This is a genomic window from Hymenobacter psoromatis, assembly GCF_020012125.1.
Taxonomy (GTDB): Bacteria; Bacteroidota; Bacteroidia; order Cytophagales; family Hymenobacteraceae; genus Hymenobacter; species Hymenobacter psoromatis.
Genome location: NZ_JAIFAG010000001.1, coordinates 2,742,042 through 2,759,900, shown reverse-complemented (window position 1 = coordinate 2,759,900; position 17,859 = coordinate 2,742,042). Strand labels below are relative to the sequence as shown.

Annotated in this window: 10 protein-coding genes; 5 read left to right on the top strand and 5 right to left on the bottom strand. The window is 63.6% G+C overall.

What is annotated here, in order from left to right; genetic code table 11:
* The first annotated feature begins 20 nt into the window (after nucleotides 1–20).
* Entirely contained in the window at nucleotides 21–5,276 is a 5,256-nt protein-coding gene (gene porU2, locus LC531_RS12015) for a putative type IX secretion system sortase PorU2 (protein ID WP_223650529.1), read from the top strand.
* A 26-nt stretch (nucleotides 5,277–5,302) separates the two neighbouring features.
* Here the strand turns inward: porU2 and LC531_RS12010 are convergent, their stop codons facing one another.
* On the bottom strand, nucleotides 5,303–7,990 hold the full coding sequence (locus LC531_RS12010; RefSeq protein ID WP_223650528.1) for a M43 family zinc metalloprotease: 2,688 nt from the start codon (nucleotides 7,988–7,990) through the stop codon (nucleotides 5,303–5,305).
* A gap of 150 nt (nucleotides 7,991–8,140) precedes the next feature.
* The gene (gene nfi, locus LC531_RS12005; RefSeq protein WP_223650527.1) at nucleotides 8,141–8,830 is read right to left on the bottom strand and encodes a deoxyribonuclease V; all 690 of its coding nucleotides are present in this window, start codon (nucleotides 8,828–8,830) and stop codon (nucleotides 8,141–8,143) included.
* A 211-nt stretch (nucleotides 8,831–9,041) separates the two neighbouring features.
* On the opposite strand from nfi, the gene LC531_RS12000 reads away from it, so the two are divergent.
* From LC531_RS12000 to LC531_RS11990, 3 genes are all read left to right on the top strand, one after another.
* Nucleotides 9,042–9,620, top strand: a complete 579-nt coding sequence (locus tag LC531_RS12000) for a DUF1990 family protein (RefSeq protein WP_223650526.1) — start codon at nucleotides 9,042–9,044, stop codon at nucleotides 9,618–9,620.
* Nucleotides 9,613–10,290, top strand: a complete 678-nt coding sequence (locus tag LC531_RS11995; RefSeq protein ID WP_223650525.1) for a DUF1990 family protein — start codon at nucleotides 9,613–9,615, stop codon at nucleotides 10,288–10,290. Before LC531_RS12000 ends, LC531_RS11995 begins: the two co-directional genes overlap by 8 nt.
* Nucleotides 10,291–10,377: 87 nt before the next feature.
* Nucleotides 10,378–11,427 carry an NAD(P)-dependent alcohol dehydrogenase gene (locus LC531_RS11990; RefSeq protein ID WP_223650524.1) on the top strand — a complete coding sequence of 350 codons (1,050 nt, stop codon included), beginning with the start codon at nucleotides 10,378–10,380 and terminating at the stop codon, nucleotides 11,425–11,427.
* Nucleotides 11,428–11,546: 119 nt separating this feature from the next.
* On the opposite strand, the gene LC531_RS11985 is transcribed toward LC531_RS11990, so the two are convergent.
* On the bottom strand, nucleotides 11,547–12,053 hold the full coding sequence (locus LC531_RS11985; RefSeq protein ID WP_223650523.1) for a hypothetical protein: 507 nt from the start codon (nucleotides 12,051–12,053) through the stop codon (nucleotides 11,547–11,549).
* 161 nt (nucleotides 12,054–12,214) lie between these two features.
* On the opposite strand from LC531_RS11985, the gene LC531_RS11980 reads away from it, so the two are divergent.
* Nucleotides 12,215–12,811, top strand: a complete 597-nt coding sequence (locus LC531_RS11980; RefSeq protein ID WP_223650522.1) for a DUF4468 domain-containing protein — start codon at nucleotides 12,215–12,217, stop codon at nucleotides 12,809–12,811.
* Nucleotides 12,812–12,880: 69 nt separating this feature from the next.
* Here LC531_RS11980 and LC531_RS11975 read toward each other — a convergent pair whose 3' ends face one another.
* Together LC531_RS11975 and LC531_RS11970 are read right to left on the bottom strand one after the other, a co-directional pair.
* Nucleotides 12,881–15,196, bottom strand: coding sequence for a M20/M25/M40 family metallo-hydrolase (locus LC531_RS11975; RefSeq protein WP_223650521.1), 2,316 nt, complete (start codon nucleotides 15,194–15,196; stop codon nucleotides 12,881–12,883).
* A gap of 212 nt (nucleotides 15,197–15,408) precedes the next feature.
* Nucleotides 15,409–17,787, bottom strand: coding sequence for a T9SS type A sorting domain-containing protein (locus tag LC531_RS11970; protein WP_223650520.1), 2,379 nt, complete (start codon nucleotides 17,785–17,787; stop codon nucleotides 15,409–15,411).
* Nucleotides 17,788–17,859 lie beyond the last annotated feature (72 nt).

The following is a 17,859-nucleotide window of genomic DNA, read 5'->3' as shown; positions in this document are numbered from 1 at the left end:
AATGCTTATAGGTTTAATATATGGATAATAAATACCTTACTACCTGGTATTGGTGGAGTATTATAGGCAAAAGATGGGGTAGCCTGGGCCTGTTGGTCCTGGCTGGCCTGCTGCTGAGCCCAGCAGCACGGGCGCAGTCGGGCCCCTACGGCAACGAGTGGATAGTGCCGGGCCAGACGTATTACAAGCTAAAAGTGACCCGCGACGGCCTTTACCGCCTCGACTACGCCTACCTGAGCCGGCTCAGCGGCAGCGCGGGCGTGGCCCCCACGCAGCTGCAACTGTGGCGGCGGGGTAGGGAAGTGGCTATTTACCAGGGCGGCAACGCCGCCGCGCTTGACAATACGACCTACCTCGAATTCTACGGCCAGCGCAACGACGGGCAGCTCGACCGCGACCTGTATAAAGTACCCAGCGACCAAGGCAACCCCTTTTACAGCTTCTACACCGACACGGCTACCTACTTCGTGACCTGGAGTGCCGGCCGGCCCGGCAAGCGCATGGCCCAGCCCGCGGCGGCCGGCGGCGCGCCCCACGCCTGGCGGATGCAGTCGGTACTGACGACGTACCATGACTTTTACTTCGACTCCCCCAATACTGATTATTATAACTGCCTGCCCTGGCTGGAGCGGGGCGAGGGGTTTTCCACCCCGCGGGTTATTGATATAACCGTGACCAACGACAGCCTGCTGCGCGCCATCGTGACCCTGCCTGCCGCCCCGCTACCCCGCGCCGAAGTGCTGGTGATAGGCGGCACCATTCCCGCCGCGTCGCCCACGCGCCCGGTTACGCAGCACCTCACTAGCATCGGTATTACGCCGCCGGGGGGCGCTTACCGCCAGGATACCATATTGGCCTATCGCAGTTATGACTTCGTGCGCCGCCGCATCGTGTTGCAGCGCAGCGATATCAGCAGCGCGGGAACCGTGCAGCTCACGGGCAGCACCGTGCGGCCGATTACCGGCCCGCCCTACGATTTTTTCCGTTTTGGATACCTGCGCGTCACGGCCCCGCAGGAAAACCGCTGGTTTAGTGACCGCGCCAGTCTGGCTTTTCAAAATGACTCATTGCTCAGTGGGCCCGCCACGTATGAGCTGGATAATATACCGGCCACGGTAACTGGCTACGACGTGCAGGACCCGTGGAACGTGCAGCGCATCGCGCCCGCGGCTGCCCAAACGCTGGGTAGCACGGGCCGGCGCTTCGTCTTTCCCGCCGCTACCAGCGCCCAGACGCGCCAGCTGCTGCTGGCCGATGCGGCCCGGCCGTTGGTGCCGCCCGCCCCCATCGCCGTGCATTTTAGGGCCATTAATCCGGCTAAAGCTAACTTTCTCATTATCACGCATCCCCAGCTGATGAAGGCGGCCGGTGCGGAGCCCAATGCGGCGCGCGCCTACGCCAACTACCGCGCTTCCGGCGCGGGCGGGGGCTACGATACGCTGATGGTGACGGCCCCGCAGCTCTACGACCAGTTTCACTACGGCGAGCGCTCGCTGCTGGCGCTCCGGCACTTTGCCCTGTGGGCCAACGCCGCCGCTCCTACCCAGACCAAGTATCTGCTGCTGCTGGGGAAGGGCTTGTCACCGAACTCCTACTACCGGGCTCCGCCTAATAGCGTATATACCTATCCTTTTGTGGAGAACGGCTTGCCCTTCACGGCGACCACCCGCGCGCTGGGCGAATTGGGGATGGACCTGGTGCCTACTTCCAGCCGCGCGCCCTCGGATAATTTGCTCACCAGCGACTGGCAGCACGACAACTACGCGGCCAAGCTGCCTACTGGCCGCGTGCCCGCCACTACCCCTGCCGATGTACTAGCTTACCTCAATAAGCTGAAAGAACACGAGGCGCTGGGGCCGGAAAGCTGGCGTAAAAGCGTGCTGCACCTGGTAGGCGGCCACAGTACGGACGACTACCGGGAGTTTGCTGGCTACCTCGACAAGTATAAGCGCATCATTGAGCGCCCATTATTTGGGGGGCAGGTAAAGACCTATGCCAAGAGTGGAGACGGCCTGCCGACCAGCATAAATATTGCACCGGAACTGAACAGCGGGCTCTCGCTGATTTCCTACTTTGGGCACGGCTCTACCACGGTCGCAGACCTGGATATTGGCGATATTAATGACCCGGTGAATAATTATCATAACGCGGGCCGCTACCCGGTGATGATGTATGATGGCTGCGATTTCGGCGCTTGCTTCGTCAGTGCCCCGGTTTTTAGTACCAACTGGCTACTAGCGCCTAATAAAGGAGCTATTGGGGTATTCTCGCAGTCAGATTTTTCCTATGCCTACCTGCTCGACCCGGTGGAGACGCAGTTGCATACGCTGCTTTTTAATAACCCGGCCTGGTTTGGCCGGCCCGTGGCGGAGGTGTATAACGAGGTGGTGCGCCGCCTGCAAAACACCGCGCCCTTCGTTAATAACCCTTCCGGCGCGATTGACTTGCTGGCCACCGTGTGGCAGGGCGACCCCGCCCTGCGCCTCTACGCCCCGGCCCGCCCCGACTTTGTGGCCAATGGCGTGTCGCTGACCCCGGCCAACCCGGTGGCGACGGCCAGCAGCCTCCAGCTGACCATCTCGGTCAGCAATCCGGCGCGCATCACCTTCGACTCCGTGGAGGTGCGCCTGACGCGCAGCTACTCGCCCCAGAACGGCGCGGCGGCCCGCAAGCCGGAGGTGTTTCTGCGCACCTTCCGCCAAGCCTGGCAGACGGATACGACCTATACTATCACTATTCCGAATACGGGTAATGTGTTCGGCACCAATAAGTTTGTGGTGGAGCTGGACTACCGTAACAAGGTGGCCGAGCTGAGCGAAACCAATAATACGGCCGAGTTGTCGTACACCTTCTTCCAGGGGGGCGTCATGCCGCTTACGCCCACCGAGTTTGCCATCGTGCCCGGCCCTACCCCCCGGCTCGTGGCCCAAAGCAACGACCTGACCGGCCCCGTGCGCGGCTACGATTTTCAGGTAGACTCGGTGGCCAGCTTCGATAGTAAAGCGCTGCAAACCAGGAATAACCTGCAAGCCGCCGCCGTGGCCAGCTGGACGCCCGCCGCCCTGCTACCCGCCGCTGGCCGCGACTCGGTGGTGTGGTACTGGCGGGTGCGCTTCACCATCCCCACCGCACAGGAAGACCCCGCCTGGAAGGTCAGCTCATTTCGCATTTTGCCCAAAAACCTCACGGGCGGCTGGTCGCAGAGCCACAACGGGCAGTTTAATCGCGACCAGCTGCTGGGCGTTACCGTCTCGACTCCTGGTAACCGCTGGGCGTTTGCGGGCCAGCAGCAGGGGTTGCAGCTGCGCACTGTGGGCGGGGGCGCGCCGGGTGCTACCCCCACCTTCAGCCCGAGCAGCGGCTACGGCATCTTTAGCTCCACCACGAGCCCGCCGGCGCTAAACGACTGCGGCATCAACGCGCCCAACCTGCTGGTGGTAGCGTTTGATGAGCATACGTTGCAGCGGCTGACCATCACGCAGGGTGGTCCCTACCTCCTCTGCGGGCAAGGCGACCAGTTTTTCTATCACTTCGCGGGCCAGGGCGATACGCTGGATAACCTCAACAACAGCGCCGCCCGGCAGGCGCAGCTCCAGGCCTTCCTCAGCAACGTGCCCGACGGGGCCTACGTGGCCCTTATCAGCGTCAACCGGTTGCGCTACGCCAGCCTGCTGCCCGCGCTGGGTAGCTCGTTTTCGACGGCCCTGGGCAGCAGGCTCATCACGCAGCTTAAAAACGGCTCGCCGTGGGCGCTGGTGGCGCAGAAACGCGCCAGCGGCGGGCACCTAATTCAGGAGGTCGGCCCCGACCAAGGCTTATCGCAGGCAGCTTTCAGCCAGGCTGTTAGCTTGAATACTGCGCTCACGGCCCCCGGCCAGGCGGGTAGCGTCACGAGCACGCTCATCGGCCCGGCCCGGCAGTGGCAGACGCTTTACAATACCATCCGGCGCGAAACCCCATCGTCGAGCTACACGCTCACGCTCTCGGGCGTTGATGCCACGGGCAAGGCCACCGTGCTAAACGGCAACGTGGGCAGCCAGCCCGTTGACCTGAGCGCCTATTCTACCGCCACCTACCCTTATATGCAGCTCCAGCTGGCCCTGCGCGACTCGGTGAGCCGCACGCCGCCGCAGCTCAAACAGTGGCTCATCACCTACAAAGGCTTGCCGGAGGGCGTGGTGCGCCGCGACCTGGTAGCCGCGGCCGTGTATGATACTACGCGCCTTAAAAATCAGGCGCTTAACACGGGCATTATCAGCTTCCCGGTAAAGTTCGATAACGTATCGCAGGAGGCGTTTGCCAGCCGCTTGCAGGTGCAGGTGCAGCTTATCAGCGTGGCTACCGGCCTGCCGATAGCCAGCACCACCAAGCTGCTACCTGCCCCGCGCGACCTGGGGGCCAATGACAGCGTGCTGACCGTGAATGTGAGCCTCAACGTGAAGGGGATTTTCGGCCGCGTTATTCCGCGCGTGTTCGTCAACCCGCAGCTTCAGCCCGAGCTGTATTACTTTAATAATGAGCTGGATTTGCAGCCCTTCACTATCCCCAACACCAGCGTGCCGCCGACCCTGGATGTGGCCGTGGACGGCCGCCACATTCTGGATGGCGAGCTGGTGTCGCCTACCCCCGTTATCAGCATTCAGCTGAAGGATGGTGATAAGCTGCGCCACATCACGAAGGCTTCCAATTTTACCGTGTTTCTGCAAAAAGGCAACGACCCGGCGCAGGCCATCGACGTGAATGGCCCGCTGGTAGTTTTCAGCGTGGATAGCACGGCCGGCAGCGTGGCCCGCCTGGAATTTAGCCCCGGCAAAAACGGGCTGCTGGCCGATGGCATCTACACGCTGCGGGTGCAGGGCCGCAACGGGGCCAACGCCAGCGCCAGCACCCAGGACTTCCAGGTGAAGTTTGAGGTGGTACAGCGGTCTACCATCACCAACGTCTATCCCTACCCCAACCCGGTGACCAGCAAGGCGCGCTTCGTGTTTACGGTGACTGGTCAGGAGCTGCCGCGCAACATGAAAATCCAGATTATGACCATTACCGGCCGGGTCGTGCGCGAGATTTTTATGAGTGAGCTGGGGCCGCTGCACATTGGCAATAACATTACCGACTACGCCTGGGACGGCACCGACCAGTACGGCGACCGCCTGGCCAACGGCACCTACCTCTACCGCGTGTCCCTGGACCAATCGGGCGGCACCTTTGAGCGCCGCGCCACCGCCGGCGACCAGGCATTTAAAAACGACTGGGGTAAGCTGGTGCTGCTACGGTGAGTTAGCGAAATTAAAAGTCCAAAAACCTACTCGCGTACTACGTTTAGCTTAGCAGTTTGCGCGCCTTGGCGCACTACCAAAATGTACTTGCCGGGCTGGAGCTGGCCCGAGCCGAGCAGGGGTACCAGGCTAGTGCCAACTTCCACGCTGGCCACCGCGCGGTTGTAGATGGCGCGGCCCAGCACGTCGTAGAGCTGCACGTCGAGCGGCCCGGCCGTGGCGGTGGTTACTTGTATGGAAAGGCCCTCGGCCGTGAAAGGTACAGGGAACGCCTGGATGGCGTAGGTAACGGCGGCCGGGGGTAGGGGCGTGGCGGCGCTGGCCAGCGTCCAGCGACCGGCGAGGCCGGCTACGTAGTCGCGGCTTACAGCCGCGCCGGTCGCGTCGCGCCGGGTAGCGCCCTGGTCGCGCCAGGTGGCCCCGTCGTCCGTCGATTGAAACAAGCTGAGCTGGGCGGCGGGCAGGCTGTTCAGCTCGTGCGGCAGGTAGGCCAGCGCCAGCGTAGTGCCCAGCGGGCTATTCCCGGCGGGTGCAATATCGTAATAGCGGCTGATGCTCAGGCCCGCGCCGGTGCCCTGGCCCTGGCCCGTAGTGCGCCGCACGTGGATGGAATCGGGCGTGGTAACACCCGCCAGCCGCACTCCCAGGCCGCCGAAGTTTTCGGTAGCCGGGCCAGCGGCGCGCGTGGTTTGCACCTGGCCCAGCACGTAGCTGGCGTCGGTTTCAGTAAGGGTGGCGGCCGGGGCCAGCGTAAGTGCCGAGTCGGCTTGCAAAATTGCCCCTGCTAGGATTAACGCTTGCGTAACGGTGGCCGGGCCGATGGTTTTCACCCCGCCACCCGCCACCAGCAGTGCTTGGTAAGTGCCCGGCCGCAGGCGCTGCGCGCCCGCGCCGCGGGTCGCCACGGTGCCGCCGGTTTGGGCGAGTAGGCCGGTGCCGGCGTAGTCGCCATACAGCGCCAGCTCGCCGCCGGCCAGCGTGAGGCCGCCCTGCTGGGTGAGGGTGCGCACCTCGGCCGTACCGCCGCTAATGGTGGGGTAGGGGGTGGCCAGGCCGGCCGGAATCACGGCATCGGTGGTGCGGCTGGGCACACAGCCCTGCCAGTTGGCGGCGTCGAACCAGCTGCCGGTGCCGGCCGCGCCGCTCCATACCGGCGTGAGGGCCCGCACGCTTATCGTAGCCGCGGTCGTGCACGCTGAGCCGGCCACGCCCACCGTTAGCTGGTAGGTAGACGACTGCGTGGGGCTGACGCTAATGCTGGGGGTAGTGACCACGGCCGGCAACCCGTCGCCGCTCACCACGGCCCAGGTATACTGGCCACCCACCAGCGGGTTCGTGACGGAAAGCGTCAGCCCTACCCCCCCGCTTGGGCAGAAGGTGGCGGCCGAGGCGGCCAGCACCGGCGTGGGCGGGGCCGGGCTTACCACGAGCACGGTGCTGGCTGCGCCGGGGCACGCGCCAGTCGTTACCGATACTTGCACGGTATAGGTGCCGGCCATTGCCAGCGTAGTGGCCGGCAGCACGGGGTTTTGCAGGGTGCTCACGAAGCCGTTGGGGCCGCTCCAATCGTAGCTGGCTCCGGCCGGGCCGGTGGCGGTGAGGGTGGCGCTGCTACCCGCGCACACCGGGCCGCTGGTGGCCGCCGTAGTGGCCAGCGGCGCGCCCGTGCACAGGGCCGGCGAAGTCAGCAGCACCGTGCGGCGCGGGGTGCCAGCGGCCAGCACGGCCTGCATCCGGTTTTTCTGGTCAAGAGAAAACAGCGCCATGCAGGCATCGTTGGCGTAGTCCAGAAAATCCTGGAACAAGTCGCCATTCGGGCTGATGGAGCACGTCGTTACGTGCGGAAAAGTGGGGCAGCCGTAGTTAGGCCCCAGCTGCGGCGGTGTGTCGGGGCAGTAGTCGTCGCCGCAGTTGGCATCGCCCCAGGTGTGGCGCAGGCCCAGAAAGTGGCCCAGCTCGTGGGTGAGGGTGCGGCCCTGGTCGTAGGGCGCGGCCGCGCTGCCCGCCCGCCCGAAGGCCGAAGTCAGCACCACTACCCCGTCGGTATTGGCCGCGCCGCCCAGCGCGCTCAGGCCGGCCAGGCCGGCCGTGTTATCGGGGTATTGGGCGTAGCCCAAAATGTTATTGCTCAGGCCCATCACCCAGACGTTCACGTACTGGTCGGGGTCCCAGTCGGTGGCCGGCTTGATGGTGCTTTCGATATACGCCTGCGCGTAGGGCGGCGCGTCGAAGCCCAGCGCGCGGCGGCTTACGCGGTCGATGCCCGGCTCGGCCAGCGCCCGGCCGCCCGGCCCGCGCTGAGCCAGTACGAACTGAAACTGCGCATCGGCCCGCAGCGGCTGAAACGGGGCCGGCACGCCCGCCCCGTTGGCGTTGCGGTTGCGGTAGTCCTCGTTCAGCACATCAAGCTGCGCCTGCACCTGCGCCTGGCTGAGATTACTCCCCACGCCCACGGCCTCGCCATCCGAGATGATGTGCACCACCACCGGCAGCGTGTAAGTAGTGGCGGCCGCGGTGCGCTGGGTACTGAGCGGGAGCCGGCCCACGGTCAGCTTTTCAGTGCGGTAGCCGGGCCGGCGCTTTTGCAGCTGGGCCTGCTGGTAGCTGTCGGCCTGCTGGGTGGCGCAGGTGCGCGGCCCGGCGGGGGGTAGGGTTTGGGCAGCCACCGGCCCCAGCGCCAGCAGCCACGGCAGTAGCGCACCGAATTTTACCATAATCATCCGCGGCCCGCGCTACTAATGAAAGTGACAAGTAGGCTCCGGTAAAGCTAAGGCCGGGGCTGGCTGGCAGCGCAACGCACGAGCGCCGCTTTGCGTGCCTTTGCCCGCCCGCGGGGGGGGGGTAGGGACCGCCGGGCGGCGTGGCTAGCGCACCTCAACCTTAAACTTCTCGGCCCAATAATCAGCCAAACGGGTCGGCTCCGGCAGCTTGTAGCCGCGCAGGCAGGCCAGGGTGAGGCGCGTGGCCGTGGCCTGGTCGCAGCGATGGCCGGGGCTGACGAACAGCGGCAGCACCCGGTCTTTGCTGCGCAAAACTTCGCCCAGCAGCTCGCCCGTTTTAGGGTCGGTGAGGGGGGTAAGGCTGCCTTTCTCGGGGCCGGGCTCCTGGTAAGTGCCCGTGAGTTTATGCTTGGCTACGCCGAAAGTGGGCCGGTCGAGCAGCACGCCCAAGTGCGCCGCAATGCCCACCCGGCGCGGGTGCGCGATGCCGTGGCCATCCACCATAATAATATCGGGCACGTGCGTGAGCTTGGCGAAGGCTTGCACCACGTTGGGCGCTTCGCGGAACGAGAGGAAGCCCGGCACGTAGGGCAGCGGCACGGGGCCGTAGCTGTATACCTTCTCCACCAATTCCAAGGACGGAAATTTTAGCACCACGAACACCGACAAAATGGTGTCGGGCGTCGGAAACGATGAGTCGCAGCCGCCAATCAGGGCCGGCGGGTGGGGTAGGGGCTCGGCCCGCACCCGCTGGCGCAGCTCGTTTTGCTGCGCGGTGAGGTCGCGCACCAGCGCCGGGTCGGGCGCGGGGCCGGGCGGGCGGTAGTAGGGCATGAGGTGAGTTAAATGGGTGAATGGGAGAAAGCTTACGTAAAAAGCCGTTTGTCATTGCGAGCGCAGCGCGGCAATCTTTCCTTGTCGTTCGCATCGTTGGATTTACTACCCCAAACGTGCAGGAAAGATTGCCGCGCTGCGCTCGCAATGACGGACGTTTCTACGTAAGCATTTCCTAATTTACCCATCCACCAATTCACCAATTCTCCCTATGCCTCACCCTGAGCAGCCCGCCGCGCGCGGCACCGGCCCGCGGCTGGAGCGCCGCTACTACCTTGACGTAGTGCGCCCGCGCCTAGCCCCGGCCCAACTAATGGCAGTGGTGCAGGCCGATTTGCCGCACTTCTCGCCCGGCCTGCTCGCCGATTTTGAGCGCACCAGCGCTGGCGAGGGTCAGCCGCTGCGCGTGGGCGACGAGTTCCGCATAAAAATCTTGGGTCCTTGGAACGGTAGCGTGCGCGTGACGGCCGTTGGCCCCACGTTTTTCGAGTTGGTGACGCTGGAGGGCCACCCCGAGGCCGGGCGCATCCACTTTGAGGCCCACGCCCTCGACGGCCGCTCCGACGCGCTGCGCTTCGAGATTCGCTCGCTGGCTCGTTCGCGCGATGGGCTGGTGGCTTTTGCTTATGACACCATTGGCGGCGGCCGGCTGGTGCAGGCCGCCACCTGGGTTGAGTTTTGCCAGCGTGTGGGCCAGGCCAGCGGCGGCCAGGCCCTAGGGCCGGTTACTCTCGAAACCATTCGCCACGCCGAAGATGGCTCCACGCAGCAGGAAACGGACCATGCCTAACCGCTCTACCCCCCCCGCGCCCGCCTGGCAGCAGTACCGCGCCCAGCTGGCGGCCTATGCCCGCACGCCTGTCAACTACGACGATGCCCAGGACCCGGCCGCGCAAACGCCCGCCGCCGGCTGGCGGCGCGACGACTACGCCACCGACCTGCCCGCCGAGGTCCCCGGCCCGCCCGCGCCGGCCGGCGCGTTTGCCGCCGCCCAAGGCGTGCTGCGGCGCTACGCCTTCCCGCCGCCCAACCTTATCACCGGTTATTTTGACCCCGCCCAGCCGCTGGCCGAGCGCGTGATGGTGCTGCGGGCGCACTTTCTGGTCTTCTATTTCACCTTCGGGGTGCGGATTGTGGACGTGGTGGACGAGGCCGCCCTACCCACCCCCGGCGGCCCCGAGCGCGTGTGGGGCTACGGCTACCGCACCCTGGAAGGCCACTTCGAGCGGGGCCAGATTAACTTCTCCCTCCACAAAAACCTGACGACCGGCGCGGTGCAGTTTCGCATTGGGGCCGTGTCGCAGAAGGGCACCATTCGCAACCCCTTCTACTGGCTGGGCTTCAAGGTGTTTGGCCGAATTTTGCAGCGCCGCTTCGCCCGGCAGTCGCTGGCGCGGATGCGCCGCCTGGTAGGCGAGGCCCTGGCCGCGCCCCAAACAAAGCCCGCCGCTCCGGGTTAAACTAGCTACTTACCCACACGCGCCGCCGCGGCCTCTAGGCCGTTGCGGCGTTTTTGTGGCTCTTTCTATTTCTAAACCAGACATATAATGCCTGCTACTAAAGCTTATGCGGCCCCGGCCGCCAATGTTCCGCTTGCCCCTTTCAGCGTCGAGCGCCGCGCCCCCGGCGCGCACGACGTGCAAATTGATATCCTATTCTGCGGCGTGTGCCACTCCGACCTGCACCAGATTCGGGACGAGTGGGGCGGCTCCATCTTCCCGATGGTGCCGGGCCACGAAATCGTTGGTCGTATATCGGCCGTGGGTGACCACGTAACCAAGTTCAAAGTCGGCGACCTGGCCGGCGTGGGCTGCATGGTGGACTCGTGCCGCACCTGCCCCAGTTGCCAGGATGGCCTGGAGCAATACTGCGAAACCACCGGCATGGTGGGCACCTACAACGCCCGCGAAATCGGCACCGGCCAGCCCACCTACGGCGGCTACTCGCAGCAGATTGTGGTAGATGAGAAGTACACCCTGAAGGTGAGCGAGAAGCTCGACCTGGCGCGCGTGGCCCCGCTGCTGTGCGCTGGCATCACTACCTACTCGCCCCTGCGCCAGTGGAAAGTAGGCCCTGGCCACCGCGTGGCCGTGATGGGCCTCGGCGGCCTGGGCCACATGGCCGTCAAGTTTGCCGCCGCCCTGGGCGCGGAAGTCACCGTGCTCAGCACCTCGCCCGAAAAAGAGGCCGATGCCAAAGCCCTCGGCGCGCACAAGTTCGTGGCTACCAAGGACAAGGAGCAGCTGAAGGCGGTGACCAACTACTTCGACTTCATTATCAACACCGTATCGGCCCAGCTCGACCTGGGTACTTACGTGAACCTGCTGCGCCGCGACGGCACCATGATTTTGCTGGGCGTGCCCACCGAGGCTCCGCACCTGCACGCGTTCAACCTTATTGCCAAGCGCCGCCGCGTGGCCGGCTCGCTCATCGGCGGCATCGCCGAAACCCAGGAAATGCTCGACTTCTGCGCCGAGCACAATATCATGTCAGATATCGAACTAATTGATATCCAGCACATCAACGAGGCTTACGAGCGGATGTTGAAGGGCGATGTGAAGTACCGCTTCGTCATCGACGTGGCTTCGCTGAACTAGCGCGCCATATAAAGAAGCAGGGTACGGGGCTGGTCCGCGCCCATCGTCGCACGAACTCAACCGAGTTAGGCAACGATGGGCGCGGACCAGCCCCATACCTTTTTGCGTTTGGCCATCAATTACTTGGTGATGGTATAGCCGCGGCGGGCATCCACGCGCTGGCCGTTCACCAGGGCATCAAGTCGATTGATGTTCCGGGTGCAATCACTGAGGCCGCCGTATTCGAGCACGATGTCGGTAATGTCGTAGCTGCGTTGCGCGGCCGGCACAGCCAAGCGGTAGCTGTGGAAGCCATCGGAGCCGCCGGTAGCCAAAATATTCAGAAACATTGTTTTATCCAGGTAAGTAAAGGCCCGTGGCACCTTGTCCTGGGCTCGCAAGGTGTCGAGCGGCTCCGTCAGGTTGGTGCCCCGGTAGCGCACGAGGTAGGCCGAAAAGGCTTCGGCCTTGCGGAAGCCCGTGCCCGTGCCGAGGGTATCGGTGCTGAACGCCAGGCCGAAAGGCAACGGCCCGGTGAGGGCGAGTGGGCAAGGGCTATTGGGCGAGGACTTTTTGCAGCCGGCAAAAGAGAGGCCGGCTAATAGGAACAGCAAGGAGGCCGGCCGCCAGGCATACGAGTGTAGCATAGGGTAGGAGCTGGAGATTGACAATAATAATAATACCAGACAGAGTATCACAATTGGCAAGACAGTTACAAAGCAGGGGTAGGCGGGTATTAATTTTTCCGCATTTGTCAGGCTAAAATCAAGCGGCCCAACCAGCCGCTGCCACCCTCGTAAACCTTCCTATGAAATACGCTCTTGTTTTTTTGGTACTGGTAGCCACGCTGTTGCCAGCCCACGCCCAGGTGGGTCAGGGAAAAGCACTCCAGCTGCCCCACCGCTGGGTCAACCCCCTACCCATCGACTCGGCCACCGGCAAGGTGAGCTACCGGGCGGTGGTGCAGGCCCCCGGCCTCTCGGAAGCTGAGCTGTATAAGCGCGCTAAGCAGTGGCTGGCCGAGGCTCCCAGCACCACTAAAATGCCCCTGCTAACCGATGATGCTGCCGTCGGCCGCCTCGTGGGCCAGACGGGCGAGCTGGTGCGGCAGAATTTTCTCGGGGCCAACGTGCAGGTGCCGCTCTGGCGCACCATCACGATTGAGGTGAAGCCCGGCCGTTTCCGCTACCAGATTACCGATTTCGCCTTCGATAGCGGCAAGGGCTTGGGTGTGGTAACGCCCATCGAGAACTACTTGACTCCTAATGTTCTCACCTTCGATGCCAACGGCTACCCCCTGCCCGTGCTGCAATCCACCATCGAAGCTATCCAGCGCAGTGGCCGCCAGCAGGCCAGCGCCATCCGCCAGCGTGTCAGTGGCAAAAGCCAGGATGATAACTGGTGAGAAATAGGCATTAGAGATTAAAGTCGTCTGTCATGCTGACGAAGGAAGCATGACGTTCAATCTTAATCCCTAAAAAGAAAACTCCTGCCTGACTTGCGTGGTGAAGCTGTTGTAGCCGGGCATGGGTACCATCGTAGCGGGCAGGGGGGATAGGACGGGCACCGGTGGCAAGCCTAAGCAGCGAGTGGTTACGGCCAGATGCAGCGGTCCCCGGCCAGCCAGCGTTAGTTGAAGAATTTCGCCGGTGGGGCGCGGGGCGAAGAAGGTGAGGCTGGCTGGGTGCGGGCCGCCAGCCGCTATGGCTTGGCCGGCTAGCCGCAGTGCCCGCAGCCGCCCGGCCTCAGGAAAAGCGATAAGCAGGCTGCTAACCGCCGGCCGGCCGGGCAATAGGCGCAGGCGCAGCCACCGCTGCCCGGCGGCCTGGCTATCGGCGAGCACAACCAGGGTAGGGGCCGCTAGCTTCAGCACTGGGGCCGCTTGGTGCAGCACGGGCGCGGGCGACTGCGGATAAAGCGCCGGTAGCGGCCCAAACTGCGGCTGGGGCAGCACGGCGCGCGTCCAAGCATCGGGCCGGGCGGCGGCCGACAGCCAGTAGGCCCGCCCGTGGGCCGCATCGAGGGCGTAGAACAAGTGCGTTTGCTGAGGCTGGTCGGGGGTAGGCAGGCGGGTGGCGTGGCCCACGGCCAGCGCGGCGACCATGCCGGCCAGCGCCAGCCCCGGCAGGGCCCAGCTGCTGGTTGGTGGCCGCCCGGCTGCCCCCGGCCGCCCCAATACACACAGCAATATGGGAAGTAGTAAGGCTAAAAGCACGCTTAGCAGCAGCAGCGCTACCAGCACCAGATTACTTAACCCAAAGATTATCAGCAGTAAATGCATGACGGGTGCCAGCAGCGCCACCGCTGGCAGGGCTAGCAGCCACTCGCTGAAGCTGGCGGCGGCCGGGCGGTTCGGGCTGGCCACCCGGCGTAGCCGCAAGCCCCAGGCCAGCGTAGCCGCCAGCAGCGGCAAACTCAACAAAAAGGCCGAAGACGCCGCCTGCCACTGAAGCAGCCCCAGCAGCCCGGCCACGAGCAGCAGCGCCCCGCCTACCAGCGAGCCCGGCCGCACGTAGCAGCTCAGCCCGCCGTAGTAGCCGCTGAATAAGGCCAGCCCCAGTAGCAGCAGCGCTGCCTGATAGGCCGGTGCGTTGTAGGCGGCCCGGTCGTAGAACGCGCTGTATTGGGGGTACCACGCCGCTACCAGCGCCAGTAGGCCCCAGCCGGCCGCCAGCACCAGCGCTAGCCCCAGCAACCAGGCCAGCGCCCCGCCCAGCAGGCTGCCCCAGCTCAGCTGGCCCCGCTGCCCGGCCAGGACTAGCACCAGTAGCAGCAGGCCGCCCGTCAGGCTAGTCAGCCACAGGTTCCAGGCGGCCGGGTAGCGCACCAGCCAGGTACCGAGGGGGTTGAAAAACGTCTCGTCGGGAGCCTTGGTTTGCGCCAGCGAAATGCTGCCAAAGTGCCGCACCAGGCTCAGCATGTACGAGCCGTGGTGTTGAAGCGAGCTTAGGCTCAGGTGGGCGGGCGTGTCGGCTGGGCTGTGGTAGTAGGGGTAGCCCCCCACGAAGGCAAAGTTTAAACCCGTGAGGCCCGCCTGGCGCAGCGGCGTGAAATCGGTATCGTTGGGCAGGTGGCGGTAGGCTTCGTAGAACAGCGACGACGCGAGGGGGTAGGGCGCGGCGCGGGCGTACTCGCGCATCACCCAGCCGTTGCCGGGGCTCACCTCGAAGGTGAGGCTCGGGCCGGCGTTGCCCCGGCCCTCGAAGTTGAGGGCTACCCCCACCGTGCGGCGCAGGCGGGCCGTGTCGGCGGCGTAGGCCCTGGCCCCGAGCAGACCGGCCTCCTCGCCGTCGCTGAACAGCCAGATAACATCGTGCCGTAGGGGTGGCCCCGCCCGCAGCGCCCGCACGGTTTCGAGCATGGCGGCCACGCCCGCACCGTCGTCGCCGGCCCCCGGCGCGTGGGGCTGCGAGTCGTAGTGGGCCAGTACCAGCACCGCCCGGCCACCCGGCACGGAGCCGGGTAGTCGGGCGATGAGGTTATGGACGCGGCCTCCCACCAGCTGGCCGCGCTCAGCCAGCAGGATGCTGGTATCCTGGGTAGTAACCTGCAGGCCCAGCTCGCGGCAGCGTCGCAGCAGGTAGTCATGCACGGCTACGTTGGCCGCCGAGCCGGTCGGGTGCGCCTGCCGGGCCACCACGGCCACGTCGTGCAGGGCGCGATAGGCCGAAAACTCAGTGGCCGGCGCGGTGGCGGGCACCGGGCGGGGCGGCCGCATCAGCCAGATGGCCAGCCCGGCGAAAAGCCCCAGCCCCAGCAGCGGCAACCAGCGAAAGAAGGAAGAACCCATGTGGCCAGCAGCTTGAAAACTCTTGAATGAGTTAGCAAAGCAATGCTAGCCGCGCGGATAATTCAACTTATTCACGCCTAAGTACCCAACTGGCGCGCCCGGTCGAGCTAAAAACGAGGTGAGTTGTGAGGTAGTAGTTTCGGGCAAGACCTTGCCCGAAACTACTACCTCACAACTCACCTCGTTTTGAATGCTTACTAAAGCGTGATAGCCTACAACTTTACGAAGCGGGCGTGGCGCACAGCTTGGCCGGGCACCTGCACGCTCACGATATACACGCCCGCCGCCAGGTTGGCGACCGGCAGGCTCAGGGCCGCGTCGGTGCTGGCTTCGGTCGTGAAGTTGACTAGGCGTTGGCCCTGCGTATTGATAATGGCCACTTCGATACCGGCCTGGCCTGCCTCGGCCATTGCCAGCGACAGGCTGGTACTCACCGGCACGGGGCTCAGCGTCAGCTCGGTAGCTGCTACGCCCGCTGCCCGGTTGATAACGGCCACCGGCGAGTAGCTCGTCTGGCCGTTCAGGTCTTCCTGGCGCAGGCGGTAATAGGCCTTGTCGGAGGCTGGCGCGCTGGCCAGGCTCTTATCCAAATACTCGTAGGTGCTGCCGGTAGCCGCACCGGCAGCCACGAAGCCCACCGTGGCCCAGCTACTGCCGCCATCCAGCTGCCGCTCAATGTTGAAGCCCCGGTTGTTGGTTTCGCTGGCGGTGAGCCAGCGTAGCAGCGCCGTACCCTGCGCCGTGGCGGTGGCCGTGAAGCTCACCAGCGTCACAGGCAGTGGCGTGTTGCCATCGCTCAGCGTGATGACAGTGCCGTTGGTGATGGTAAGCGAGCCGGTATAGGTAAGCGTGTGCCCACCCGTATCGGTCGTAGTGGGCGTCACTTTGGCGTAGGGCGGGGTGCCGGTAAGCGACTGATACAGCGCCAGGTTATTTTCCAGGATGTTATTCAGCTCGTCGGGCCGGTAGCCGTAGGTCAGGGTTTCGTTGGCCAAAGCCGTGCCGCCGCTGATGCCCGAGAGCGTGAAATACCGCTGGATACTTTGTCCCTTGTTGCCCATACCCACGCCGAGCAGGGTGGTGCCCGTGGTGCGCGTCACGGTCACCGAGCCCAGCGCGGCCGCGCCGGTGCTGGGGTTCAGGCTGAAGCCGAGGTTACCGAAGGATTGAAGACCTGAGCCCGAGCCAGCTACCGATTGCGTAATCTGCACTTGCCCAATAATGTGGCTGGTAGCCGATTCATTTTGCAAGGATGCACCCGACGAGAGAAATATTGTATTATCACCCGTTATAATGTTGCCTGAATTAAAGTCTATTTCCCGGCTAACGGAAATATTATTGCTGAGCATTACATTATTGCCGTTTGCGACCGCCAAGTAAGCAAACGGTATAGTGAAATTTGTTGGTGCCTGTACGACGTGTGATGTACCAGTTCCACCTAGGAAGAACACAGCACGCTTATTAGGGTTGAATCTAGTAGCTAAGTCATTAGTACGATTTTGAATAAGGAAGTCGCGCCCCACGTATAAGTCACCGCCATATTGCCCGCTAGCCAGTTGAAGCTGGCCTCCCGAGAGCACCACATCCTGCACAACGTTCAGGTTCTGATTTGTGAGGTTCATATCCAAAAGCCCACCCGTTACGCGCAGGTTACCCACGTTCGTAGTACTTGTGATGCTCCCGAAATCCAACGTGCCGGCACCTACTACCAGGCTGCCGCCAATAAGCCAGTTGCCGCCAAACTGGCCGTCGCTCCGGGTAACCGTTGTGTTCGTGCTGTTCAGGGTATAATCCCAAACGTTGATATTGTAGAAGTGGGGGCTACCTCCATAATTTGAAAGAGCCGTAGGAAACGTGTAGCTGCGCAGGGCAAAAGGCTTGGTAGCCGCGCCATCAGCGGTGCTCACAACGGTGTTATAATACTGAAAAATGGGCGTGTTGCTGCGATTCGTGGCTTCCGCGTCGGAGTTGGCCGGAGCCAGGTGGTAGCGATAACCACCTGGGCTGAGAGCATAGCCCAACCAGTTGAACGTGGGCGGAATACTACCCCCACCAGTCAGCGTAGCCCAGCTCAGGCTGATTTCCCGCGTGCTACCCGATGGGTTAGTTGCGAGCGATAGGTCGTTCGTGATAGCGTCGCTCCACTTACCATCGCCCGTCCGCCGCCGAATCTCAACGTAATTGCCAATAACGTAAACCCGGACATCCGCCCTGAAAGGTAGGAAAGGGGTCGTCCCGTTATCGGCGGTGCCCATGATGTTACCGTTGGTATCGTCGCCCCCCGTCACTGGTAGGATGGGGTCAAGGTCCAGATACATGATGGTTGGCTCGCCGGAGTCTCCGTTAGTCTTGCCCACGTACAGGTTCTGAGCATTCCAGCTCATATACCAGTTGCCGCCGTCGCTCGTCGTGAAGCTATTCTGGTTGTTATTCTCCGTGGACCCGAAGGTCGTGACCGCGGTGCTGTTGGGGCCATATTCCCCGGCCCCGATGTTGCCGTCTAGCACGGGTGTCATGTATTGGGCCTGCGCCGAAAAGCCATGCAGCAGCAATAAAAATAAGCTGCTTAGTACGTAAAAGTTCTTATTCATAGGAAAAAACGGAGAGAAAACATAAACTCTCCACGAATGTAATACACAAAAGCGACTTGTACCTATTCTTTA

Coding starts and splice junctions, on each gene's coding strand:
- LC531_RS11995 (WP_223650525.1), top strand. CDS start 9,613: ATGCCTAACCGCTCTACCCCCCCCGCGCCCGCCTGGCAGCAGTACCGC.
- porU2 (WP_223650529.1), top strand. CDS start 21: ATGGATAATAAATACCTTACTACCTGGTATTGGTGGAGTATTATAGGC.
- LC531_RS11970 (WP_223650520.1), bottom strand. CDS start 17,787: ATGAATAAGAACTTTTACGTACTAAGCAGCTTATTTTTATTGCTGCTG.
- LC531_RS12010 (WP_223650528.1), bottom strand. CDS start 7,990: ATGGTAAAATTCGGTGCGCTACTGCCGTGGCTGCTGGCGCTGGGGCCG.
- LC531_RS11985 (WP_223650523.1), bottom strand. CDS start 12,053: ATGCTACACTCGTATGCCTGGCGGCCGGCCTCCTTGCTGTTCCTATTA.
- LC531_RS11990 (WP_223650524.1), top strand. CDS start 10,378: ATGCCTGCTACTAAAGCTTATGCGGCCCCGGCCGCCAATGTTCCGCTT.
- LC531_RS11975 (WP_223650521.1), bottom strand. CDS start 15,196: ATGGGTTCTTCCTTCTTTCGCTGGTTGCCGCTGCTGGGGCTGGGGCTT.
- nfi (WP_223650527.1), bottom strand. CDS start 8,830: ATGCCCTACTACCGCCCGCCCGGCCCCGCGCCCGACCCGGCGCTGGTG.
- LC531_RS11980 (WP_223650522.1), top strand. CDS start 12,215: ATGAAATACGCTCTTGTTTTTTTGGTACTGGTAGCCACGCTGTTGCCA.
- LC531_RS12000 (WP_223650526.1), top strand. CDS start 9,042: ATGCCTCACCCTGAGCAGCCCGCCGCGCGCGGCACCGGCCCGCGGCTG.